The sequence below is a fragment of the Marinobacter sp. es.048 genome (assembly GCF_900188435.1).
Taxonomy (GTDB): Bacteria; Pseudomonadota; Gammaproteobacteria; order Pseudomonadales; family Oleiphilaceae; genus Marinobacter.
The window spans coordinates 186,414-208,298 of the sequence record NZ_FYFA01000002.1 but is presented as its reverse complement, the minus strand read 5'-3'; the positions used below and the strand labels follow the sequence as shown (position 1 = coordinate 208,298).

General features: G+C 57.0%; 24 protein-coding genes and 1 tRNA gene. 12 read left to right on the top strand and 13 right to left on the bottom strand.

The genetic code is table 11. The features are described 5' to 3' along the window. Positions 1-9: 9 nt before the first annotated feature. Together CFT65_RS12005 and CFT65_RS12000 are read left to right on the top strand one after the other, a co-directional pair. Complete coding sequence (locus CFT65_RS12005) at positions 10-771, top strand: ABC transporter permease (protein ID WP_008171593.1); 762 nt, start codon at positions 10-12, stop codon at positions 769-771. Beyond that, positions 768-1,286, top strand: coding sequence for a DUF192 domain-containing protein (locus CFT65_RS12000; protein WP_228705845.1), 519 nt, complete (start codon positions 768-770; stop codon positions 1,284-1,286). Before CFT65_RS12005 ends, CFT65_RS12000 begins: the two co-directional genes overlap by 4 nt. A 25-nt stretch (positions 1,287-1,311) precedes the next feature. On the opposite strand, the gene CFT65_RS11995 is transcribed toward CFT65_RS12000, so the two are convergent. Further along, complete coding sequence (locus tag CFT65_RS11995; RefSeq protein WP_088828378.1) at positions 1,312-2,103, bottom strand: enoyl-CoA hydratase; 792 nt, start codon at positions 2,101-2,103, stop codon at positions 1,312-1,314. Between the two features lie 186 nt (positions 2,104-2,289). Here CFT65_RS11995 and CFT65_RS19050 point away from each other — a divergent pair, with 186 nt between their 5' ends. From CFT65_RS19050 to CFT65_RS11985, 3 genes are read left to right on the top strand one after another with little or no spacing between them, the layout of a single operon-like run. Continuing rightward, positions 2,290-2,433 (top strand): hypothetical protein, encoded by a 144-nt coding sequence (locus CFT65_RS19050; protein ID WP_162841257.1) that lies wholly within the window; start codon positions 2,290-2,292, stop codon positions 2,431-2,433. 35 nt (positions 2,434-2,468) lie between these two features. Then, the gene (locus CFT65_RS11990; RefSeq protein WP_088828377.1) at positions 2,469-3,347 is read left to right on the top strand and encodes a DMT family transporter; all 879 of its coding nucleotides are present in this window, start codon (positions 2,469-2,471) and stop codon (positions 3,345-3,347) included. Positions 3,348-3,400: 53 nt separating this feature from the next. Then, a complete protein-coding gene (locus tag CFT65_RS11985; RefSeq protein WP_088828376.1) occupies positions 3,401-4,204 on the top strand; it encodes an enoyl-CoA hydratase-related protein in 804 nt (267 codons plus the stop codon). A gap of 38 nt (positions 4,205-4,242) precedes the next feature. On the opposite strand, the gene CFT65_RS11980 is transcribed toward CFT65_RS11985, so the two are convergent. The 3 genes from CFT65_RS11980 to CFT65_RS11970 all read right to left on the bottom strand — a co-directional run bounded on the left by CFT65_RS11980 (position 4,243) and on the right by CFT65_RS11970 (position 5,550). Then, positions 4,243-4,605, bottom strand: coding sequence for a hypothetical protein (locus CFT65_RS11980; protein ID WP_088828375.1), 363 nt, complete (start codon positions 4,603-4,605; stop codon positions 4,243-4,245). A gap of 141 nt (positions 4,606-4,746) precedes the next feature. Then, positions 4,747-4,833, bottom strand: a tRNA-Leu gene (locus tag CFT65_RS11975). 75 nt (positions 4,834-4,908) lie between these two features. Continuing rightward, positions 4,909-5,550, bottom strand: coding sequence for a class I SAM-dependent methyltransferase (locus CFT65_RS11970; RefSeq protein ID WP_088828374.1), 642 nt, complete (start codon positions 5,548-5,550; stop codon positions 4,909-4,911). A gap of 183 nt (positions 5,551-5,733) precedes the next feature. Between CFT65_RS11970 and CFT65_RS11965 the strand changes: the two genes are divergently transcribed. From CFT65_RS11965 to cydC, 4 genes are read left to right on the top strand one after another with little or no spacing between them, the layout of a single operon-like run. Further along, positions 5,734-7,176 carry a cytochrome ubiquinol oxidase subunit I gene (locus CFT65_RS11965; RefSeq protein WP_088828373.1) on the top strand — a complete coding sequence of 481 codons (1,443 nt, stop codon included), beginning with the start codon at positions 5,734-5,736 and terminating at the stop codon, positions 7,174-7,176. A 2-nt stretch (positions 7,177-7,178) separates the two neighbouring features. Further along, the gene (gene cydB, locus CFT65_RS11960; protein ID WP_088828372.1) at positions 7,179-8,180 is read left to right on the top strand and encodes a cytochrome d ubiquinol oxidase subunit II; all 1,002 of its coding nucleotides are present in this window, start codon (positions 7,179-7,181) and stop codon (positions 8,178-8,180) included. Further along, complete coding sequence (gene cydD, locus CFT65_RS11955) at positions 8,181-9,893, top strand: thiol reductant ABC exporter subunit CydD (RefSeq protein ID WP_088828371.1); 1,713 nt, start codon at positions 8,181-8,183, stop codon at positions 9,891-9,893. It abuts the gene before it with no gap. Next, a complete protein-coding gene (gene cydC, locus CFT65_RS11950; RefSeq protein ID WP_088828370.1) occupies positions 9,886-11,502 on the top strand; it encodes a thiol reductant ABC exporter subunit CydC in 1,617 nt (538 codons plus the stop codon). The genes cydD and cydC overlap by 8 nt, the downstream gene beginning before the upstream one ends. Here cydC and CFT65_RS11945 read toward each other — a convergent pair. Next, positions 11,499-12,740: a saccharopine dehydrogenase family protein gene (locus tag CFT65_RS11945; RefSeq protein ID WP_088828369.1), complete on the bottom strand. Its 1,242-nt coding sequence runs from the start codon at positions 12,738-12,740 to the stop codon at positions 11,499-11,501. The two genes, cydC and CFT65_RS11945, sit on opposite strands and share 4 nt — an antisense overlap. 58 nt (positions 12,741-12,798) lie before the next feature. Next, positions 12,799-13,215 carry a hypothetical protein gene (locus CFT65_RS11940; RefSeq protein ID WP_014577128.1) on the bottom strand — a complete coding sequence of 139 codons (417 nt, stop codon included), beginning with the start codon at positions 13,213-13,215 and terminating at the stop codon, positions 12,799-12,801. A 207-nt stretch (positions 13,216-13,422) separates the two neighbouring features. Here CFT65_RS11940 and CFT65_RS11935 point away from each other — a divergent pair, with 207 nt between their 5' ends. Next, positions 13,423-13,752 (top strand): hypothetical protein, encoded by a 330-nt coding sequence (locus CFT65_RS11935; RefSeq protein WP_088828368.1) that lies wholly within the window; start codon positions 13,423-13,425, stop codon positions 13,750-13,752. Positions 13,753-13,780: 28 nt separating this feature from the next. After that, positions 13,781-14,254: a hypothetical protein gene (locus tag CFT65_RS11930; RefSeq protein WP_172408490.1), complete on the top strand. Its 474-nt coding sequence runs from the start codon at positions 13,781-13,783 to the stop codon at positions 14,252-14,254. Between the two features lie 10 nt (positions 14,255-14,264). On the opposite strand, the gene CFT65_RS11925 is transcribed toward CFT65_RS11930, so the two are convergent. From CFT65_RS11925 to CFT65_RS11915, 3 genes are all read right to left on the bottom strand, one after another. Next, positions 14,265-15,104 (bottom strand): putative RNA methyltransferase, encoded by an 840-nt coding sequence (locus CFT65_RS11925; protein WP_088828367.1) that lies wholly within the window; start codon positions 15,102-15,104, stop codon positions 14,265-14,267. A gap of 109 nt (positions 15,105-15,213) precedes the next feature. After that, a complete protein-coding gene (locus CFT65_RS11920; protein WP_088828366.1) occupies positions 15,214-16,155 on the bottom strand; it encodes an electron transfer flavoprotein subunit alpha/FixB family protein in 942 nt (313 codons plus the stop codon). Next, positions 16,156-16,905, bottom strand: a complete 750-nt coding sequence (locus CFT65_RS11915) for an electron transfer flavoprotein subunit beta/FixA family protein (RefSeq protein ID WP_088828365.1) — start codon at positions 16,903-16,905, stop codon at positions 16,156-16,158. Between the two features lie 418 nt (positions 16,906-17,323). Between CFT65_RS11915 and CFT65_RS11910 the strand changes: the two genes are divergently transcribed. After that, complete coding sequence (locus CFT65_RS11910; protein ID WP_088829543.1) at positions 17,324-18,976, top strand: electron transfer flavoprotein-ubiquinone oxidoreductase; 1,653 nt, start codon at positions 17,324-17,326, stop codon at positions 18,974-18,976. A 230-nt stretch (positions 18,977-19,206) separates the two neighbouring features. Here the strand turns inward: CFT65_RS11910 and CFT65_RS11905 are convergent, their stop codons facing one another. The 4 genes from CFT65_RS11905 to CFT65_RS11890 all read right to left on the bottom strand — a co-directional run bounded on the left by CFT65_RS11905 (position 19,207) and on the right by CFT65_RS11890 (position 21,850). Continuing rightward, a complete protein-coding gene (locus CFT65_RS11905; RefSeq protein ID WP_088828364.1) occupies positions 19,207-19,668 on the bottom strand; it encodes an FKBP-type peptidyl-prolyl cis-trans isomerase in 462 nt (153 codons plus the stop codon). Positions 19,669-19,866: 198 nt separating this feature from the next. After that, positions 19,867-20,433: a DUF1285 domain-containing protein gene (locus tag CFT65_RS11900; RefSeq protein WP_088828363.1), complete on the bottom strand. Its 567-nt coding sequence runs from the start codon at positions 20,431-20,433 to the stop codon at positions 19,867-19,869. Between the two features lie 24 nt (positions 20,434-20,457). Beyond that, positions 20,458-21,354, bottom strand: a complete 897-nt coding sequence (locus CFT65_RS11895; protein WP_088828362.1) for a radical SAM protein — start codon at positions 21,352-21,354, stop codon at positions 20,458-20,460. Positions 21,355-21,400: 46 nt separating this feature from the next. Next, a complete protein-coding gene (locus tag CFT65_RS11890) occupies positions 21,401-21,850 on the bottom strand; it encodes a SixA phosphatase family protein (RefSeq protein WP_088828361.1) in 450 nt (149 codons plus the stop codon). Positions 21,851-21,885: the final 35 nt, after the last annotated feature.

Genomic DNA, 21,885 nt, shown 5'->3' with positions numbered 1-21,885 from the left:
GAGAAATGCATGAACCTGTACGGTATCCGCGCAATCTACAATTTTGAAATGGCCCGCATGAAGCGCACTGTGATGCAAAGTGTGCTCTCGCCGGTTATCTCCACCTGCCTGTATTTCGTGGTGTTCGGCTCAGCCATCGGCTCGCGGATGGGCGATATCGACAACATCGCCTACGGCGCTTACATCATCCCCGGCCTGGTGATGCTGTCGCTGCTGATGCAGAGCATTTCCAACGCTTCCTTCGGGATCTACATGCCCAAGTTCTCGGGCACCATCTATGAAGTGCTCTCTGCCCCGGTCTCCTATGTGGAAGTAGTGCTCGGCTATGTCGGTGCCGCTGCCACCAAGTCCATCATTCTGGGGCTTATCATCCTGGCGACTGCCAAGTTCTTTGTAGACTACGACGTACTGCACCCCTTCTGGATGCTCTCCTTCCTGGTGCTTACCTCGGTGACCTTCAGCCTGTTCGGTTTCATCATTGGCATCTGGGCCGATGGATTCGAAAAACTCCAGATCGTGCCGATGATGATTGTCACACCGCTGGTTTTCCTTGGCGGTACCTTCTATTCAATCGACATGCTGCCAGAGGTCTGGCAGACGGTGAGCCTGTTCAATCCGGTGGTTTACCTGATCAGCGGTTTCCGTTGGGCGTTTTACGGCGTGTCTGACGTTCATATTGCCATCAGTGTGGGGATGACCCTCGTGTTCCTCACGGCCTGCATGGTCGGCATCTGGTGGATTTTCAAGACCGGCTACCGGTTGCGCTCGTGACCTTCGCATCAGGCCTGGTTCGGGGGGCGGGAGTCTGGGCCCTCCTTGCAGCCAGCTCAATGCTCTACGGCTGCTCCTCAGGCATTGCAGCGCCGCAGGACGGCCTGCCGGTTGTCGAGGCCTGCTTTGTGTCTGCGTCGGGCGTGGTGCCAGTAAAACTCGAGATTGCCAGCACTTCCGAGCAACGCCAGAAAGGACTGATGGGCCGTACGTCCATGGCAGCCGATGCCGGGATGCTGTTTAAATACCGCGAGCCGAGATCAGCCAGCCACGGGTTCTGGATGTACAAGACCCTGATTCCCCTCGACATCGCCTACCTGAGCGAGGATGGCAAGATTGGCAGCATTCGCAAGATGGTGCCCTGCCCCTCGGCCAGCGGCTCCGGTTGCCCCACCTACCCGGCCGGTGTGCCCTTTATTCAGGCGGTGGAGATGAACGCCGGCTTTTATCGGGAGTATGGAATCAGGCCGGGCGACCATCTGTACCTGGGAAAGGAAAATTGCCCGGCGCGATAGGCCGGGCTGATGCTCGCAAGCTATTCTAGCTGTCTTTCCACTCCGGCTTGCGCTTCTCCAGAAACGCGCAGATACCCTCCTGGGCATCGTTGGCCATCATGTTGTCGGCCATCACTTCGGAGGTGTACTCGTAGGCATCTGCCAGAGGCATTTCTAGTTGCCGGTAGAAGGCTTCCTTGCCGATTTTCAGGGTGTGGCCGGACTTTTCGGCAATAGTGCGGGCCAGCTTGTAAACCATTTCGTCCAGATGCTGCTCATCAACGACCTGATTGACGAGTCCGATTCGTTCGGCCTTCACAGCGCCAATCAACTCGCCGGTCAGCAGCATCTCCATGGCGTGCTTGCGTGAGACATTCCGCGACAGCGCCACCATCGGCGTGGAACAGAACAGCCCGATATTCACGCCCGGGGTGGCAAAGCGCGCGGTATCCGCTGCTACTGCCAGGTCGCAGCTGGCCACCAGCTGACAGCCCGCAGCAGTGGCAACGCCGGCCACCCGCGCAATCACCGGCCTGGGCAGATTCACGATCTGCTGCATCACCTTGCTGCACTGGTTAAACAACGCCAGCTGGAATTCGTGGCTATCGAACTGTTCCCGGACTTCCCGCAGATCATGGCCAGCGCAGAACACGTTGCCATGGGCCGCCAGAACCACAACCCGGGTCTCCGTATCCGAGGCAATGATGTCGAGCTCTTCAGACAAGGCCTCGAGCATGGCCATGGAAAGGCTGTTTTTCTTCTCAGGCTGGTTGAGCGTGAGCGTGGTAATGCTATTTTCGCTGTACTTGTGCACCAGTTCTGCTGTTTGTTCGGTCATGAGGACACTCCATTTTAATCGTTGCTGCACCGGGCAACCTGGAAACATACCCAGAGTATTGCTGACTGCGTCTATACTGTCGAAGCGACTTTTGTAGGATGCTCAGTTTTCGGGTCTTGAGGTTGTTATAGTCATCTGCCGCCCATAGTCTGTTGGTATAGGCCAAAACGCAGAGAGGAGGAACGCATGTCGAAATCGATAATCCTCAAAGCCATCTTCGCTATCGCAGTAATCGGCGGAGCAATCTTCATAATTATCAAAGACGAACCAGCAACACCCACCGGCGACATCAACAGCATTCAGCCATTGCCGGAGCAGGACAACCCGTAAACCAGACGGACCGCACCGAAACAGGCGAACCCAGATTGCAGACAAACCGAATCAAAGGACTGACGATCGCCGCCCTCGGCGTGCTTTTTATCGTCCCGGATGCGCTGCTTGTGAAAATCACCTCCGTGGACCCGCTGGTGTTCCTGTTTTGGCGGGGCTTATTGCTGGCCATCAGTTTCTTTGTGATCAGCTGGGCCAGATACCGTTCCCGGCTGGTGCCGGAAATCCGGAAATGCGGCCCTAAAGGGCTGTTCTGCGCCGGTGCCTTTGCCATCAGCACCCTCGGATTCGTGGTGGGCATGAAGAACACGGCCGCAGGCAATGTACTGGTAATCCTCAACACCGCCCCTGTTATCGCCGCCGTCATTGCCTGGGCGGTTTGGAAAGAAACCCTTCCCTTGCGAACCTGGTCAGTTATCCTGGTGTGCGTTACTGGCGCGACCCTCATGGCGGTGGGCGAATTTGGCAAGGGCGACCCGCTGGGCCTTCTAATGGCCGTGGTTGCAGCTACAGCCCTGGCCTCTAACCTCAATGTAGCCCGATCCAAACCCGACAGCGATATGAGCGTGATGCTCATGTTCGGTGCTCTGGCACTGGCTGTCGTGGCCGCCCTGCTTGGAGGAGCCCAGATGCCATCAGGCCGGGACTTCTTCTTTATCGCCCTGCTCTGCCTGGTATTCCTGCCAACCGCCTGCATTCTGATCCAGATTGGCCCCCGCTACATTCCTGCGGCAGAAGTCAGCCTGATGCTGCTTCTGGAGACTGTGCTAGGGTCCTTCCTCGTGTGGCTGTTTCTCGGCGAAGTGCCACCAAAGCTCAGTCTGGTGGGTGGTGTTATCGTGTTCTCTGCCCTGGCGGTGCACGGCTGGACGGAGGTAAACCGTTACCGAAAGGCACGGCTGGTAGTTGATTAACCCGGTTCCCGCGCGCGAAGATACGCGCTGATCAAAAACAAGGAACCGCAACAATGTCCACTGCACCTAAGCTCACCGATGCACTGCTTACCCTGGGAAACCGTGTAGCCACCCTCACCCTGAATCGCCACGACCTCCGCAATGCGCTGACAGGCTCAAACCTGATCGACGACATCGTGGCCACGGCAGAATGGGTGAACCAGTGCGACGATGTTTCAGTACTGGTGATCACCGGGGCGGGCTCTGCGTTCAGCGCTGGCGGAAATATCCGGGATATGGCCAACCGCAGTGGCGATTTCGCCGGTGACGTGGCCGAATGCGCCGACCGCTACCGCAAAGGCATCCAGCGCATTCCCCTGGCCCTCCAGAACGTCGAGGTGCCCATCATCGCTGCGGTCAACGGCCCGGCCATCGGCGCCGGCTTCGATCTGGCCAACATGGCGGATATCCGCATTGCCTCGGAAAGCGCCAAGTTCGGCGAAACCTTCCTCAACCTCGGCATTATCCCCGGCGACGGCGGCGCCTGGTTTATGCAACGCCTTATCGGCTACCAACGCGCGTTCGAGCTCACGCTCACCGGCCGTGTAATCGATGCAACCGAAGCAAAAGAACTCGGCATTGTTCTGGAAGTCGTGCCAGCGGACGAACTGTTAACCGCAGCCAATGCCATGGCCAGCCGCATAGCCGGCCAGCCACCGAAAGCCACCCGCCTCACCAAACGCTTGATGAAGATGGCGCCGGGAATGGAGCTGAAGGATTTTCTGGATGTGTGCGCCAACTTCCAGGGCATGTGCCACAACGAGCCAGAGCACCTGGAAGCGGTTAACAAAATGCTGGAAGCGATGTCGAAGAAATAATGACGGCGGCCTTCTGGCCGCCTATCTGAAAGGCGGAACTATTGCTCAGTGAAAACCTTCAGGTCGAGTTCTTTCTCGACCTGCTTTGCAATGGTCTCGTCAGAAAGACTGAAAGCCATATGGAACCCCTTCTCAGTCTCGATACCGCCATCATTTATGATGGAAACCACCTGCGCCGGATCTGTCAGCTCACTGACATCTTCGACCAGCGCTATTTGATCATCTTCCGAAAGCAGACTGTTTGCCGCTTCAATCGCCGGCGAGGCACCCTGGCCGGGTGATGGCGTACAGACAATCATTCTGGCCTGCCCCACTGGCGTCACGATCAGCCGTTTGGCTTTCTCGATGGGATCTTTCACATAATCTGCGATTTGCTTACCGATAGCTTCAACTTCGGCCATGGCGTTCTGTCTCCTTGTGCGGAAAACATTGAGTTAATGCTTACGCCGGGAGTTAAGACGCCGATCACCGCGCACTTTATCGCTCTAAACTGACAAGATGCAGAGGAAAGCGGCAAGAAGCAAACGGATCATGGGTCGAGGTGGTGCTCCGGGCCGGAATCGAACCGGCACGACCTAACGGTCGAGAGATTTTAAGTCTCTTGTGTCTACCAATTTCACCACCGGAGCATTCGGGGGAGGTTTTGACGGGCAGAATTGTATAAGTCTGCGTTGGGTAACGCAATTCGGATTCTTCCCTCGCCCTCAAGCGGCTGGGCTGGCCTCTGCGGGCTTGGTTGCCCTGCCCTTGTAAATGTATCCCGCGATTTTCGGTGCCTTTGGGATGTAGAGGTTTTCCAGCTCCCGGATTTCGAAGCCGGCGTGTCGGATCAGGTCGGCGATGTGGCGGTTCAGGTGACAGCCGCCGGCCAACTTTTTCCAGCCGGGGGTGATGCGGTGTTGCCACTTGCGGGTGCCGTCATGAGGAGATTCGCCGTGTTCCAGGAACAGGAGTTCGCCGCCCGGCTTGAGTACCCGCCACATTTGTTGGAGGGCTGTTTGCCAGTCGGGGATGGTGCACAGGGTGAAGGTCAACAGTACGGTATCCACGGAGTGATCTTCCAGCGGGATTTTCTCACCCGGCAGGTCCAGCCACTCTACCTTTATGGGGGATCTTGCCAAGTTGATCTGAGCCTTTCGACGCATGCTTTCTGAGGGCTCGAGGCCATACACCATGTCGACGTGATCGGAATTGTAGAATTCCATGTTGATGGCGGAGCCCATACCCACTTCCAGAACCACCCCTTTGGCGTGGGGTACTACCTGGCTACGAAGCTTCATAACCTGGCCCATTGAGCATGCGCGGTCTATTATGTGGGGCAGTATTCTGTCTTCGTAAAAGCTCATCGGCATCACCATAATTGTTACAAATCAAGGGTGCGACAATCGGCCCTATCGTATCTGCTACCGTGTTTAGTAGCATAGTAACCATCTGCCGGTAATAACAGTATAACAAACAGAGCTAAGGCAGCGGCTGAACGGGTTCGCTGGGCCCGTTTGTTATGATGTGAACGTTACCGGAGGGTTCCCATGGAACTTGATCCTCTCATCTTATCGCGAATCCAATTCGCGTTTGTGGTGTCATTTCACGCCATTTTTCCGGTGTTTACCATCGGCCTTGCTTCCTACATCGCGGTACTCGAAGGCCTGGCCTTCAAAACCGAGAATCCGTTGTGGGTGAAGCTCTCTGCCTTCTGGACCAAAGTATTCGCGGTGGTGTTCGGCATGGGGGTGGTGTCTGGCATCGTGATGTCGTTCCAGTTCGGAACCAACTGGAGTAACTTCGCCCAGGCCTCTGCCAACTTCCTTGGCCCTGTTCTGAGTTATGAGGTGGTGACGGCTTTCTTCCTTGAAGCGGCATTCCTCGGCGTGCTCCTGTTCGGTCGCGACAAGGTGCCTGCAGGTGTTCACCTGTTTGCCGCCATCATGGTTGCTACGGGCACCTTCATTTCCTCGTTCTGGATTCTGTCGGCCAACAGCTGGATGCAGACTCCGGCCGGCACAGAGCTCCGTGATGGGGTGTTCTATGTGACTTCCTGGAGCGAGGCGATCTTCAACCCCTCCTTCTCCTATCGCTTCGCTCATATGGCACTGGCCTCCTTCCTGACCGGCGGTTTCGTGGTGGCGGGCGTTAGTGCCTGGTACCTGTTGCGCGGTCGCGAGGTTGAGGCCAACAAAAAAGCCTTGTCCATGTGCCTGTGGCTGTTGCTGTTCATTGCCCCCGCCCAGGCGGTACTGGGTGATTTCCACGGCCTGAACACTCTGGAGCATCAGCCCACCAAAGTGGCCGCAATGGAAGGTAACTGGGAAACGTCCCGCAATGTGCCGTTGCTGCTGTTTGCCATTCCCGACCAGGAGAACCAGCGAAACCTTTTCGAAATTGGTATTCCCAGCCTGGCCAGTTTCATTCTCACCCACGAATGGGATGGTGAGGTGCCGGGCGTGAGCGCCGTTCCTGTGGAAGAACAGCCACCGGTGGCGATCGTGTTCTGGTCCTTCCGGATCATGGTCGGCATTGGCCTGCTGATGATTGCCTTTGCAGTTACCGGCCTGGTTCTGCGTGCCGGCGGTCGGTACTGGCGCACCAGCTGGTTCTTGCAGGGCATGCGCTTCATGAGCATTGCCCCCTTCTTCGCGGTGCTGACTGGCTGGTTTGTAACCGAGGTGGGCCGGGCGCCCTGGCTGGTCTATGGCCAGATGACTCAGGCCGAAGCCCTGACCCCGTCACTCACCGGTGGTATGGCGCTGTTCACACTCATCGGTTATGTCGTGGTGTACGCTCTGGTGTTCTCAGCCGGCGTGTATTACCTGATGCGGGTGTTGTATGTAGGTCTTGAAGACCAGGATGAGGACGAGCACGAAGCCGATAGACCGAAACGTCCGTTCTCTGCTGCCCATGTGTCCTTCGAGATTGAGCAGGGTTCAACAGATACTGTAGGAAACGCCAAGCCAGTTAACGAGGGAGGTCACTGACTATGGAACTTTTCGATCTGCCCCTTATCTGGGCCTTCATTATCGGCTTCGGCATCATCATGTATGTGCTGATGGACGGATTCGACCTGGGCGTGGGGATTCTTTTCCCCTTCGCCCCGAACGAGGAAAGCCGGGACACCATGATGAACTCGGTGGCCCCGGTGTGGGACGGTAACGAAACCTGGCTGGTGCTCGGTGGCGCCGGCCTTCTGGCGGCCTTCCCGATGGTGTATTCCATCTTCCTGCCCGCACTCTATATTGGTGTGTTCCTGCTGCTGGCCGGGCTGATTTTCCGGGGCGTGGCGTTCGAGTTCCGGTTCAAGGCCCGGACTTCCCGGTATCTTTGGAATTGGGCCTTTGCCGGCGGTTCTACCGTCGCCTCCTTCGCCCAGGGTGCCGTAGTTGGTGCGTACATCCAGGGATTTGAAACCGCCAACGGAGTCTACGTCGGCGGCGCGTTGGACTGGCTCACGCCGTTCACGGTGCTGACGGGCCTGGGCATGCTGGCCGGCTACGCCCTGCTGGGTTCCACCTGGCTGATCATGAAAACCGAGGGTTATCTGCAGCAGTGGGCCTACAAGATCACCCTGCCGCTACTTCTCGCTGTTCTTGTGGTCTTCGGCATCATTGGCGTCTGGACGCCCTTTGTGGATGACATGGTTCGTGAGCGCTGGTTCTCCAACCTGACCATTATCTGGGTTCTGCCGGTTCTGACATTGCTGTGCGCTATCCAGATCTATCGTTCGGTTCGTGATCGCCGGGACGGCATGCCGTTCGTGGCCACCATGGGGCTGTTCATCACCACCTACTTCGGCCTGGTGGTCAGCCGTTGGCCGTATGTGGTGCCGCCGGAATACACGCTCTGGGAGGCCGCCTCCGCCTATGAATCCCAGCTGTTCCTGCTGTTGGGGCTGCTGTTCGTGATCCCGATCGTGCTGGCCTACACTGCGTGGACCTACTGGGTCTTCCGGGGCAAGGTCCGCGCCGGCGAGGGTTACCACTAAGTGTCGGAGCCACGGGCGAGTCGTGGCGGAGAGAATACCTCCGCCACGGATCAGAAAGCCGTCAAGCAATGGCTTGCCCATCTGGCTCGTGGTAGCCGCCTTTGGATCCGCAGTACCGTGGCCGCCGGCACTGTTGCCGGCATTGCCACCATCATTCAGATGGTGTTGTTGGCCCGGATCATTCACCTGGGCGTGATTGACGAGGTTCCCGTTGCAGACCTCACTCCCCTTTTTCTCGGCCTGATTCTGGCGCTGGTTGTTCGTGCCTTGGGCCAAGGCTTTCAGGCCCGGTTTGCCGCACGCTGTAGCGAACAGGTTCGGCGTGATGCCCGTCGTCAGCTCCACAAGCACTGGCAGGCCACTGGCCCGATCGAACTGGGCCAATCCTCGGCAGGCACTCTTGCCCGGGAATGGATTGACCACGTGGAAGCCCTGCACGGTTACTTTGCGCGGTTTCTGCCGCAAATGACCCTGTCCATGATTGTGCCGCTGCTGATTCTCGCCCTTGTGTTCTGGTTGGACTGGCTGGCCGCCATCTTCCTGCTGCTGTCCGCCCCGCTGATTCCCTTGTTCATGGCGCTTGTGGGCATGGGCGCGGAGAAACTGAACCAGCAGCACTTTGAAACCATCAGCCGTCTATCAGGGCAATTCCTCGACAAGGTGCGTGGCCTGACAACCCTTCAGTTGTTTGGCCAGACCGCCGGGGCAGCCGAGCTCATTCGTAAACGCTCGGATTACTACCGGCGCATCACCATGAAAACGCTACGGGTGGCTTTTCTGTCCTCGGCGGTTCTGGAGTTCTTTGCCTCGGTAGCCATTGCCGTTATTGCCATCTACATCGGGTTTGGTTTGCTGGGGTACATCACCTACGGCCCTTCCGAGGATCTGACCCTGTTTTCCGGGTTGCTGATTCTTCTGCTCGCGCCGGAGTTTTTCCAGCCGTTGCGGACGCTCTCCCAGCATTACCACGATCGTGCCGCCGCCATGGGCGCTGGTAACGAGATTCTTGAGCGACTGGAAACCACGGTGAACCTCGAGAGCACCATCGAAATGGCATCCGTAGAGGGTGCAGAAGATCGAATCGAGTTGAATTCGGTCACGAAAACCTTCCGGTCGGATCAGGTTGTGTTACACGACTTGTTCCTGACCATTCGTAAGGGAGAAGTGATTGCTCTCACAGGTCCGTCCGGCGGTGGCAAATCCACATTGCTGCACCTGCTAGCCGGGTTTATGGCGCCAGATAGCGGTGAGATTCATCTGTTTGGCGAAACACCGGGCAGTTTCCGGTTTGGCTGGCTGGGGCAGAAAGGCTTCCTGGTTCAGGGCACCTGGGCCGATAATCTCAGGCTGACTACTCCGGATGCCTCTGATGTTGCCATTGAAACTGCCCTGCGCAATGTCGGTCTCGGTTCGCTGCTGGACAGCCGCCAACAGGGAATCTATAGCCCGGTATCTGAGGAAGGCCAGGGACTCTCCGGCGGCCAGGCCCGGCGGCTGAGCCTGGCCCGGATTTTTCTCGCGGATTACGACCTGATCCTTCTGGACGAGCCCACCGCGGGCCTCGACAGCGACAGTGAGGTGTTTGTACTAGAAGCCCTGCACAAACTGGCGGTGGCCGGCAAAACCCTGATCTTCTCGACCCACCACCAGGCCTTGCTCACCCTGGCGAACCGTGTGCTGCTGGTATCTGGCGGGGAGGTGCGGGATGCGTGACCTGAAGCCGTGGCTGGATCTGATTTTCAGGCGCCCGGGCCGTCTGGTTGTAGGCGGTTTCCTGATTCTCGCCACCTTGCTATCCGGCATTGGCCTGTTGGCGGTTTCGGGTTGGTTCATTACCGAAACGGCGCTGGTGGGGCTGCTTCTGGCTGCCGGTGTGGCGGCCACCATCAATCTGTATGTGCCCGGCGGCGCCATCCGCTTTTTCGCCGTTGCCCGCACCGTGTTCCGGTACCTGGAGCGGGTCTACAATCACGATACCGTTCTGAGATTGCTCACAGATATTCGCGTGACTCTGTTCCAGCGCTTGTCCCGAGCCAGTCGCGTTCGTCGTGGGGAGCTGAGCGGCGCACAGTGGCTGTCCCGGCTAACCAGTGACGTGGATGCCCTGGACACCCTCTACCTGCGTTTAATCGCGCCCACTGCGCTTGCGGGCCTGGTAACACTTCTGGTGGTGGTTCTGGCTGCGGTTCTCTTTGATTTCGGTACCGCCCTGCTGGTCGGGCTGTTCCTGGTCATTGCTCTGATGATCGCCACCGTCGGGATTTACCTGAGAACCTGGCGCCTGGCCGCGCGGCAAAGCGACCGGCAGGAAGCGCTTCGAACCGCGGTGATCGAACATATTGAAGGTTTCCCGGAGCTGACCGCCGCCGGGCGCACCGGTAAACATGCCGCCTGGCTTATGCGACAGGCCCATCAGGTGACCTCGGAGCAGGCGAAAGCGGACACGCGTATAGGCTGGCATCTAGCCGGCTCCCATCTTTTCGTCAATCTTTCTGCGGTTCTGGCGCTCTGGGCCGGTTTTTCCCTGTTTCAGTCGGGTTCGGTTTCCGGCCCGGTACTTGTGTTACTGCCCATTGCTCTGCTCGGTCTGGCCGAGGTCTATGCCATGCTGCCGGATGTCTTTGGCAAGCTTGGAGCAACCGTGGCTTCGGCTGTGCGATTGAATCGGGACTGTCGCGAAGACGAACATTCTGCTGCCGCTATCGCTTCAGAATTACCACCGAGAACCGCTCTTCTGGCAGAAAATATCGCTGTAAAACATAAGGGTTACGCGCCATTGTTCACGCGCTTCAATCTGGAAGTCGACGAAGGCGAACGCATTGGTATTCTCGGTTATTCCGGCAGCGGCAAGTCTTCTCTGGCGGATGTGCTCGCTGGCCTTTTACCTCATGGCCAGGGGAGCCTGGCGCGAAAGGATTGCGTCTACCTCACCCAGAAAACCGTTTTGTTCGAGGACACCCTCAGAGCCAACCTGTTATTGGGCTGGCCTGAGGCCTCGGACACGGAGCTCTGGAGCATTCTGGAACAGGTGGAGTTGGGTGAGCGCTTTGCCACAGAACCGGATCAGCTCGATACCTGGCTGGGCAGTGCTGGTAGCCGACTCTCTGGCGGCGAGGCCCGGCGTGTGGCCCTGGCGCGGGTGTTACTGAACCCAGCCCCGCTGGTGATACTGGATGAGCCGTTCACCGGCCTGGATGCGGAAACCCGGGCGCGGATTTCAAAACGGATGGAAGCAATTCTGGAAGGAAAAACCGTGGTTAGCCTGGCACACGGGTCGGATGCCCTGCCGGGCACCGACCGTGTGATCTATCTGAGCGGTTAGCGGGTTTCGAGAACCTCGAAGCTGAGCCCTGCCTTGCTGGTGAGACGGTCCATCAGCTTGCCGTCCAACAATGAGGATGGTGTCCAGAACCCGCCGGGCTGATCCGCGGGAATATCGAACGCCAGGCACATACCCGCCTCGCCCAACATCTTGCCGGTGGAACCGTAGCCCGGGTCCTGATCGCCGGTCACCTTGGTGATGATGGTTTTGCCATCTTCTGTGCGACCAACAAACCGAAGGTCATAAAAGCCGGCTTTCTGGGCTTCTGGGCTTGGGCCTTCGCCCGGCTTGGGTACGAACTTCTCAACCAGCCAGCGGGTCGGTTTGATCGCCGAGGCCATCAAGAATGCCCCCAGGCCACCGGTGACTCCATAAGCTGCCAGTCGGCCCTTGGTACCCCGACCCGTCATCATGGCTTCATCGTAAGTGAACTCCTTGCCATAGCGAGCGTTCTGCAGGGCGTTGGAACGATGCACCACTCGGGTGTTGATCGCTGCCATTACAAAAGGAGCTAGCCAAGCGTTGAAGGTCTTGTCGAACTCGGCGCCCTTCAGGCTGGGCTGACGGGTTTTGGAGCGATGCTCCGGCGGGCAGATCGAGAACGGATTGGCCATTTGTTTTCGCAGTTTTGGATCGGCCGCCGCTTCCTTTACCGCATTCATCAGGGAGGCAACCGTGCCGCCTGAGAACTCGCCCTTGGCGGTTTTCACCCGCATGCGGACATCCCGGCATGGCGCACCGAAGGTCTGCTCTGCCTGGTTCTGCAGGAACCACACGCCCATATCGGAGGGAATCGAGTCGAAGCCGCAGCAGTGAACAATGCGTGCACCGGAGGCTTTAGCTTCCTCCTCGTAGCGCTCCACCATCTTGCGGATCCATTGCACTTCGCCCGTCAGATCGCAGTAATCCGTGCCGCTGCGCACGCACGCCTTCACCAGCGGCTCACCGTACAAGGCATAAGGGCCGACGGTGGAAATAATCACGCGGGTTTGGTCGCACATGGCTTTCAGGGCGGCTTCATCGGACGCGTCAGCCAGAATCACCGGCAGATCCTTGGCGTTGTCGCCAAGTTCGCCCTTAAGGGTATTGAGCTTGCTCTCGGAGCGACCGGCAATCGCCCACTTCACCGATTGACCCACTCCGTAGGTTTCGAGCAAGTAACGAGTAAGAATCTGGCCAACGAAACTGGTCGCACCGAACACCACCAGATCATGGGCTGTTTCTGTAGATTTGGTCATTGCTCTTCCTTAGTAAACAGTCGTTATAACAAGAATTGATAAATAGTCGATTGATAACTCAGCGGAGCCCGGCAACCGCTTTCTCGCCCATCAGACGCATGAATACGGCGACACCAAGGCCCCAGAATCCGTTAAGAAGAAGTCCGCCCACCCACGTTTGGGCAGAGACATCAAGGCCTTTCAGGGGGAACACCACCAGCATGGCGACAGCCGTCGGACCTACTGCCCCTACAATGACATGCCCCAGCCAGAACTTCACCCCTGCCAGACGGCCAAGAATCAGCCACAGCAACATACCCCACAGGCCACCAAAGAACGCCAGGGATACCACCTGCGGCACACCGAGCGGCGGCACGGGTGACAGATTGAAGGGCGCTGCGGGCACAATGCCGCCTAGCCAGAACAATGCGAACAGGCCCTGATGAAATACCAGGGTCGCGAGAAAACCACTTGCAAACGCCTTGAACCAAACCATGAACAATCCTCTGTTGGTATGAATAGTTGGCCTTAACCCGTTGATTCTGCGCAGCTCATTGAACAACCGCAACCAATGTTAACAGTTTTGAGCGCTCGTTCTACTTTCCTGGCCGCACTCTTGAATCCGTCGTCACGGCCAATCGTTTGTCACACTACATAGGGCACACTGCCAAGCAGTGCACGAAACGATTTCCGGAGGTTCGAATTGATCACCTTTTTGATGGTACTGAGCATATTGCTTGTCCTGTTCAGCGGTTTTCTCTGCTGGCAGGTTCTTGAACAGCGTAAAGTGATCGCGCGAATGATGGAGAACGACGATATCGCAGATTCCGAGCAGGAACCCGAGTTGGTCATTACGCTACGGGTACTGGATCCGATTTCCCTGGCCAAGCGGGAATCACGCTCAGCCCGTGTGCTTGCCGACAAACTGCCCGTGATGGTTCGCAAAATGGTGTATCAGGAAGTGATGAAAGAGCTCGAGGAAGAGATGCAAGAGCGCGAAATCGACGTTGATATGCAGATTGAGTATCGGTGATCGCAATGAGTGACTGGAGGGCCCTCTCATGAATCTGGCCGCAATCGTATTGTTGCTGCTACTGGCCTTGGGCGGATTCTGCATCGCCTACTGGCAGCTGCTGCTCTGCCGCCGGGAAGCCCGGATTCTCAATTCCCATCGGGTGGCGGCGCACAGCGCCATCCAGAAAAGCAGAATGGATCTTCTTGAGGTCCGGAATCGCGCCAGACTGTTGGAGGACTCGGTCTCGGGTGGTGCCAGCGCGGTGGAGAAGCTGCATAAGGCAATCTCCAACACTACGTTCGGCCTGATTGATCTTTTCTCGAAGGACGAAGAATTCCGGCAGTCTGCCCGTAAAGCGCGAGTTACCCATGACCAGACCAGTCAGCAAATCTATCGAACTGTACGCACCACCAACAAGGCACTGCACATCCTTGCCGATACCCTGATCATCGGCAAGGCCGAAAAGCGGCTCGCTTCCCGCAAGCGCGAAAAAACTCAGGGTTCCGACGACGATCAATGAGTTTCAGCGGTTAGCACTTTTCCAGACACTTCAGAACCACCTCGACGGTCACCTCCAGTGATTCGAGTGCCGCTGCCTTCTCAAGGCCCTCTGAGCTGGCCCGATAAAGGTGCGGAGTCATGGCCAGAAGGTCGGCAATGCTTTCCCGGTCCGGAAGGCTCAGCGGGAACCGTACCACGGTTGATTCCAGCGTCCGGAAACCCCCGGGATCAGTACTCTCGGTGTCTGCGGGCGGTTTCAGTTCTGGGTAAATGATTTCGCGCAATTCCCGAAGATGGTCTGCACCGGCATCCACCTGTATCACCTTCCCGCCAAGCTTGAGCACCCGGGCGAATTCGCTGTAAACCGGAAAACCGAACAGGCAAAGCACGAGATCCAGGGATTCCGGCAGTATTGGCAGGTTTGCATTGCTGCCAACCACCCATCGGGTCTGTTTGTCCCGTTTGGCCGCGGCCAGAACCGCCCACTTGGAGATGTCGACGCCGATCATGGAAACATCTCTGGCGCCAGCCAAGCTCGCGAGGTGTCGAAGGTAATAACCTTCGCCGGAGCCTGCGTCCAGAATCGATCCAGTCCCCTCGCTCGGGAGCCACTGCAGTACCTGATCGCTAACTAAGTCGGCGATCTTTATGTAGAACCCCGCATTCAGAAATCGTTGCCTTGCCGCAACCATTTCCTTACTGTCACCGGGATCCAAGGTGCGTTTCTTTTGAACGGGTAACAGATGCACGTAGCCCTGCCGGGCAACATCAAAACTGTGTCCATTCTCGCACCGCCAGGTCTTTTCGCCTGGCACTAACGTGCAGCCGTCCAGAGGGCAGGCTAAGGCATCAAACGGCACTGTGGTCATGGTTCGTGTATCCGGTTCAACCGTCGGGGTCAGATATCATGGCAGGTATTCTGGTTTCACCCAAAAGAAAAGGCACCCGAAGGTGCCTTTTCTCAAGCCAGGCAGAAAGTTACAGAACTTTCTTCAGCTCTTCTTCAAGCTGCGGAACCGCTTCAAACAGGTCCGCTACCAGGCCGTAATCGGCAACCTGGAAGATCGGCGCCTCTTCATCCTTGTTGATCGCAACGATCACCTTGGAGTCAGACATACCGGCCAGGTGCTGGATGGCACCTGAAATACCCACAGCGACGTACAGCTGCGGAGCAACAATTTTACCGGTCTGGCCAACCTGCATGTCGTTCGGTACGAAACCAGCGTCAACAGCAGCACGGGATGCACCAACAGCAGCACCCATCAGATCGGCTACCTGCTCCAGCATCTTGAAGTTGTCGCCGTTCTGCATGCCGCGACCACCGGAAACAACAATACCGGCGCTTGCCAGATCAGGACGGTCAGACTTGGCCAGCTCTTCGTTTACGAACTGCGACAGGCCGGCGTCTTTTGCAACGTCCAGCTGTTCAACAGCAGCTGAGCCACCTTCACCAGCAACCGGGTCGAAAGCGGTCGGACGAACAGTAACCACCTTGATGCTGTCACTGGATTTTACAGTGGCAATGGCGTTACCAGCGTAGATCGGGCGAACGAAGGTGTCTTCGGACTCCACACGCATGATGTCGGAAACCTGGGCAACGTCCAGCAGTGCAGCAACTCGCGGCATGAAGTCTTTGCCCACGGTGCCAGCGGCGGCCAGGATATGGGTGTAGCCCTTACCCACTTCGGCAACCAGCTCGCCCAGGTTTTCACCGAGGAAGTGACCATAAGCAGCGTTATCGGCAACCAGTACCTTGTTAACGCCTTCGGCCTTGGCAGCTGCTTCAGCAACGGCACCACAGTTCTCACCGGCAACCAGTAAGTCGATGTCTCCGCCGATGGCCTTGGCAGCCGCTACAACATTCAGGGTAGCCTGTTTCAGGCTGCTGTTGTCATGTTCAGCAATTACAAGGATGCTCATTTAGATCACCTTCGCTTCGTTCTTCAGTTTACCGACCAGCTCGGCAACGTCGGCCACTTTCACACCCGCCTGACGGGAAGCAGGCGCTTCAACCTTCAGGGTGGAAAGGCGCGGAGCGATGTCGACACCCAGATCGGCCGGGCTCATGTTGTCCAGCGGCTTCTTCTTGGCCTTCATGATGTTGGGCAGAGAAGCGTAGCGCGGCTCGTTCAGACGCAGGTCGGTAGTAACAACCGCAGGCAGGTTCAGGGCAACGGTCATCAGACCACCGTCCACCTCACGGGTTACGTTAACCTTGTCGCCCTCAACAACCACTTCGGAAGCGAAAGTGCCCTGACCCATGCCGGTCAGCGCGGCCAGCATCTGGCCAGTCTGGTTGTTATCGGAATCGATGGACTGCTTGCCAAGAATAACCAGCTTCGGCTCTTCTTTCTCAACAACAGCCTTGAGCAGCTTGGCCGCTTCGAGAGACTGAACCTCCTCGTCTGTTTCGACGTGGATACCACGGTCAGCACCCAGCGCCAGTGCAGTACGGATCTGCTCCTGGGAGGCTTTCGGGCCGATGGATACCACCACGATTTCACTGGCAACACCCTTCTCTTTCAGGCGAACGGCTTCTTCAACCGCGATTTCGCAGAACGGGTTCATTGCCATCTTGACGTTGGCGAGGTCAACACCGGTGTTGTCCGGTTTGACGCGCACCTTTACGTTGTAGTCGATTACTCGTTTTACAGCGACCAGAACCTTCATAGATTCCTCGTTCTTCTACGATGGGTTTATGACTTGCAGTCCTCGCGCAGAGCCTGCCGACATTCAATGCGCACTAATGATGGAGGCAACACTCAGCAGAATCAATAGCCTCAAAGGACGCGCCAGGACTGAACTTTCAGCCAATTCCCCAGTATTGACCGGGGACGGCAATGAGACGATACTAGATTTCGACTCAAAACACACGATGTTTCAGTGTGCTCTTACAATGCCAAAGGACAGAGCGAATTTCAAACAAACGTTTGTTTGATTCTTCAAGTACGGTATCCTTTTGGTTATGCAAGTCGGTCAGACCGGCTTGGGGTAGTCGTCTATAGGCAGTTTTACCGGTATGATGGCCGCCCAGAATAATTGGCCTGCGGGCACATAATATCCACTAAAGATGTTTGAGGAGACCAACGTGGAACGCGAATCGATGGAATTTGATGTTCTGATCGTCGGCGGCGGCCCGGCGGGCCTGTCGGCAGCGTGCCGTGTCATGCAAATGGCACAGGAAGCTGGCGAGGAACTCACCGTATGCGTTGTAGAGAAAGGTTCTGAGATCGGCGCCCACATTCTGGCCGGTACCGTATTCGAGCCCACTGCCCTCAACGAACTCTTTCCGGACTGGAAAGAGAAAGGCGCCCCGCTCAACACACCGGTTACCCGTGACGACATTTTCCTGCTGAAAAACCAGGAAAGCGCCACCAAGATCCCCAATGCGTTTGTGCCCAAAAACATGCACAACCATGGCAACTACATCATCAGCCTTGGCAACCTCTGCCGCTGGCTGGCCGAACAGGCCGAGGGCCTGGGCGTAGAAGTGTATCCTGGCTTCGCTGCCTCCGAGACCATCGTTGAAGACGGTCAGGTAAAAGGCATCATTACCGGCGACATGGGCGTCGCCCGTGACGGTTCCGAAAAAGACGGCTACATGCCGGGCATGGAACTGCGCGCCAAGTACACCCTCTTCACCGAGGGCTGCCGTGGTCATCTGGGCAAGCGCCTGATCAACGAATTCAAGCTTGATGAAGGCAAGGACCCTCAGCACTACGGTATCGGTATCAAGGAACTGTGGGACATTGATCCGGCCAAACACGAGCCGGGCCTGGTGGTTCATACTACTGGCTGGCCCCTGAAAGAGACCGGTTCCACCGGTGGTTCCTTCCTTTATCATCTTGAGAACGGCCAGGTCTACGTGGGCCTGATCACCGATCTGTCCTACAGCAACCCGCACCTGAGCCCGTTCGAGGAATTTCAGCGCCTGAAGCTGCATCCGGAGATCAAAAAGCACCTGGAAGGCGGCAAACGTGTCTCTTACGGCGCTCGTGCAATTACCAAAGGCGGCTACAACGCCCTGCCCAAGATGAGCTTCCCGGGCGGTCTGCTGCTGGGCTGTGACGCCGGCACCCTGAACGGTTCCAAGATCAAGGGCTCCCACACCGCCATGAAGTCCGGTATGCTGGGCGCCGAGGCTGTTTTTGAAGCGCTCAAAGACGGCAAGAGCGGCGAAGAGATCAGCAGCTTCCAGAAGAAGTTTGAGGATAGCTGGCTGTTCAAGGAGCTCTACGCCGAGCGTAACTTCGGCCCGGCCATGCACAAGTTCGGCAATATAGTTGGCGGCGCTATCGCCTTCGTCGAGCAGAACATCCTGCGTGGCAGTCTGCCGATCACCTTCCACGACACCACACCGGATTACGCCACCCTGAAGCCGGCAGCCGAGTGCAAGAAGGTGACCTATCCGAAGCCGGATAACACCCTGACCTTCGATCGTCTGTCCTCGGTGTTCATTTCGAACACCAACCACGAGGAAGATCAGCCGGTTCACTTGAAGTTGACTGATCCGGAGCTCCCGATTCGCGACAACCTGCCGAAATTTGATGAGCCTGCGCAGCGCTACTGCCCGGCTGGTGTTTATGAAGTTGTCGAGAAAGACGACGGCAGCGGCAAGCGCTTCCAGATCAACGCCCAGAACTGTGTTCACTGCAAGACCTGTGATATCAAGGATCCTGCCCAGAACATTAACTGGGTGACTCCGGAAGGGGGCGGTGGCCCGAACTATCCGAACATGTAAGTTCGGATTCCGGTGATAAAACGGCCCCTCGTGGGCCGTTTCTTTTTGCTGTCGGATTACGGCTGCGCCTAATCCAACCTACAAAGACGCCATTCGAAACCTCACACCAACCCCGTAGGTCGGATTAGGCGAAGCCGTAATCCGACAATTCTTACTCCTCCGACAAAATTTTCACGTACATAAAAAAACGGCTCCCTAGGGAGCCGTTTTTGATCGCGCTTCAGAAAAGCTTAGTGAGCGTGGCCGTGCTCTTGCTCTTCATCAGTCGCATCGCGAGCTTCTACCACTTCTACGTCGAAGTGCAGAGTCTCTCCGGCAAGCGGATGGTTGGCGTCGATGGTGACGGTTTCGTCGCCAACTTCAACCACACGAACAACCTGGGGGCCGCCCGGGGTTTGCGCCTGGAACTGCATGCCCGGCTCGATGGTATCGACGCCTTCGAATGCAGAACGCGGAACCGGCTGGATCAGCTCTTCGTTAACTTCGCCGTAGCCTTCACCAGGTTCTACAGACACCTTAACCTGATCGCCTGCATTCTTTTCGTTCAGTGCACTTTCCAGTCCACCGATAATGTTCTGTGCACCTTCCAGATAAGACAGAGGCTCGCGACCTTCTACACGGGAGGAGTCAAGCTGCTCTCCCTGATCGTTGGTGAGCGTGTAATGGATGGTGACAACACGAGGTTGGGCCATGTGATCTCCTTGCGTGTCGCAATGACTGTTTAATTGATTTAGGCAATCGAAAGTGATCGTGAACAGCCAGACTGCACAGAGGGACTAACGACCACCGGGCCTCGTTAGAGAGCCAGGCTCGTAACAAGTATGAAAACACAGTTTAACAACTGAGCTAATGCGTTTTCTACCGTAATTCTGGGGCCGCGGTACGGGTTTTCAACCACCCTGCCCGATTTTGTAGAAAATTCCGTGACTAAAGACGCCGAGAACCGGATGGCCGTCTTCATTTCGCTCGACCACATGCTCGGCCAGGTCGTAATAGGCCGCGGTTACCAGTCGTGCTTCGACACCATGGCGAACCTTCACAACGGGACGGGGTTCGTCCGAATCAGGATAGATCCCCACTTCCAGCGGATGGTGCTGGCCAATCTCGAGGGTTTCGCCCACATTGGTGGTCAGGGAAATCACCTGCCGGTTGCCCTCTCCGGACACGTGCAGTGAGTGAGCGAGCAGCGGCGCATCCTCAACCTGTATGCGCCACTTTTCAACGGGCGTCACCAGATAGTATTCACCATCACTTTCCCGGCGAAGAATGGTGGAAAACAGACGTACGATAGCTTCGCGAGCCAGCGGCTCGCCCTTGAAGATCCACTGACCATCACGGCTGATACGCAGATCCATATCCCCGGAGAGCTCAGGGTTCCACTGATCAACGGGTGGATTCCCGGCATTCTTCACGGTTTCCTCCACCTGCTTGGCAAGATTTTCTGGATTCATATTCATAACGGTGGCTCCCGGTTCCGTGAATTACAACCCGCGCATCCATTCCGCGCGCAACGGGGCGGCGCCGGGGTTGGTGATGGCCAGGTTAACCTGGTCCAGCATCTTCTGCTTATCCCTGCCCAGCGTCCCTTTGAGTACAAGATAATTGGACGCATGGTCACTGCGGAAAATGGTTTTGTTGAGCTCAAGATGCTCAAGAAAGAGCCGAATTTCTTCGAACAGTCCCTGCTGCGAGAGCTGAACGAAATCATCACCGAAACCTTCCCGAAAACGCTCTTCTCCCTGAGGAAAGCTGACCACCAGAGTCGAAAGGTAATCCGGCTGAGCCTCGTTGCAGAGTGTGGCGGTGTTGATAGCATGCTGACGCGAGAGACTCTCACCCCCAAGGCCGTTCAGCACCATCACAGAACTGGTAAGGCCCGCCTCGCGAATCTTAACCAGCGCCGAGCGGGTGGATTCCCAGGTTTCTCCCTTGTTTACGCGGCGCAGAACCTCATCATCGCCGGATTCCATTCCAACGTAGAGAATCTGGAGGCCGGCCTCTTTCAGCTGTGCCAACTCTTGCACTGTCTTTTTGGCAAGATTGCGAGGCAAGCAGTAGCTGGAGACCCGCTGCAGGTCCGGAAAAGCCTCCCGGAGCTGGCCGAGAATCTCCAGCAGCCGACGGGTGGGAAGCACCATGGCGTCACCGTCCGCCAGGAAAACCCGGCGCACGCCGCCCAAGCTGCGGGCCGCATTCTGAATGTCCTGCATCACGTCCTCAGGCTTGCGCGCCCGGAATTTCTTCTGCGGCTGGGTATACATCTCGCAAAAGGTGCACTTATTCCAGGAGCAGCCGTTGGTAACTGGCAGGATCAGTGATTTTGCTTCGCTTGGAGGCCGAAATACCGGCTCTACGTAGTCAATCGGAAAGCTGTACATAGTCAGGCTCGAGTTTTGAGGATCCAGAAATCGAATAACGGGACTATCAGGGCAGAAACTGCGCTTTCAAGTCTGCGCAACCGGGGCCAACCACTGGCATGTCGAGCATCACCGCCTGGGAGGTCATGAACGGGATGCCCCTACGGTGCGCATCTACCAGAAGGGTGGCCAGCCCCCCGACCAGCGGCATGTGGGAGACAATCATTAAGGGCGATTCGTGCTGTTCGATCAGCGCGTCAAGGCATTCGCCGGGGTCGTCATCCGGGGTAATGAACATCTTCTCTTCAACGGGACAATTAAGGATCTCGGACACAATAGCGGCGGTTTGCCGGGCCCTTACATAGGGACTGCTCCAGATCAACTTTGGTCGCCAGGGAGACTCCGCGATACGGGCAGCAACCTCGGCAACACCCAGCCTGCCGGATTCGGTCAGTTCACGCTCCTGATCCAGCGTATGCCAGCCAGCTTCGCCGTGGCGCATGATGAGCAGTTGCAAGGGCTCTCTCCTTTCAGACCGTCTCCGGCGTTTCC

Coding starts and splice junctions, on each gene's coding strand:
- CFT65_RS12005 (WP_008171593.1), top strand. CDS start 10: ATGAACCTGTACGGTATCCGCGCAATCTACAATTTTGAAATGGCCCGC.
- CFT65_RS11995 (WP_088828378.1), bottom strand. CDS start 2,103: ATGACCGAACAAACAGCAGAACTGGTGCACAAGTACAGCGAAAATAGC.
- CFT65_RS19050 (WP_162841257.1), top strand. CDS start 2,290: ATGTCGAAATCGATAATCCTCAAAGCCATCTTCGCTATCGCAGTAATC.
- CFT65_RS11985 (WP_088828376.1), top strand. CDS start 3,401: ATGTCCACTGCACCTAAGCTCACCGATGCACTGCTTACCCTGGGAAAC.
- CFT65_RS11980 (WP_088828375.1), bottom strand. CDS start 4,605: ATGGCCGAAGTTGAAGCTATCGGTAAGCAAATCGCAGATTATGTGAAA.
- CFT65_RS11970 (WP_088828374.1), bottom strand. CDS start 5,550: ATGAGCTTTTACGAAGACAGAATACTGCCCCACATAATAGACCGCGCA.
- CFT65_RS11965 (WP_088828373.1), top strand. CDS start 5,734: ATGGAACTTGATCCTCTCATCTTATCGCGAATCCAATTCGCGTTTGTG.
- cydB (WP_088828372.1), top strand. CDS start 7,179: ATGGAACTTTTCGATCTGCCCCTTATCTGGGCCTTCATTATCGGCTTC.
- cydC (WP_088828370.1), top strand. CDS start 9,886: ATGCGTGACCTGAAGCCGTGGCTGGATCTGATTTTCAGGCGCCCGGGC.
- CFT65_RS11945 (WP_088828369.1), bottom strand. CDS start 12,740: ATGACCAAATCTACAGAAACAGCCCATGATCTGGTGGTGTTCGGTGCG.
- CFT65_RS11940 (WP_014577128.1), bottom strand. CDS start 13,215: ATGGTTTGGTTCAAGGCGTTTGCAAGTGGTTTTCTCGCGACCCTGGTA.
- CFT65_RS11930 (WP_172408490.1), top strand. CDS start 13,781: ATGAATCTGGCCGCAATCGTATTGTTGCTGCTACTGGCCTTGGGCGGA.
- CFT65_RS11925 (WP_088828367.1), bottom strand. CDS start 15,104: ATGACCACAGTGCCGTTTGATGCCTTAGCCTGCCCTCTGGACGGCTGC.
- CFT65_RS11920 (WP_088828366.1), bottom strand. CDS start 16,155: ATGAGCATCCTTGTAATTGCTGAACATGACAACAGCAGCCTGAAACAG.
- CFT65_RS11915 (WP_088828365.1), bottom strand. CDS start 16,905: ATGAAGGTTCTGGTCGCTGTAAAACGAGTAATCGACTACAACGTAAAG.
- CFT65_RS11905 (WP_088828364.1), bottom strand. CDS start 19,668: ATGGCCCAACCTCGTGTTGTCACCATCCATTACACGCTCACCAACGAT.
- CFT65_RS11900 (WP_088828363.1), bottom strand. CDS start 20,433: ATGAATATGAATCCAGAAAATCTTGCCAAGCAGGTGGAGGAAACCGTG.
- CFT65_RS11895 (WP_088828362.1), bottom strand. CDS start 21,354: ATGTACAGCTTTCCGATTGACTACGTAGAGCCGGTATTTCGGCCTCCA.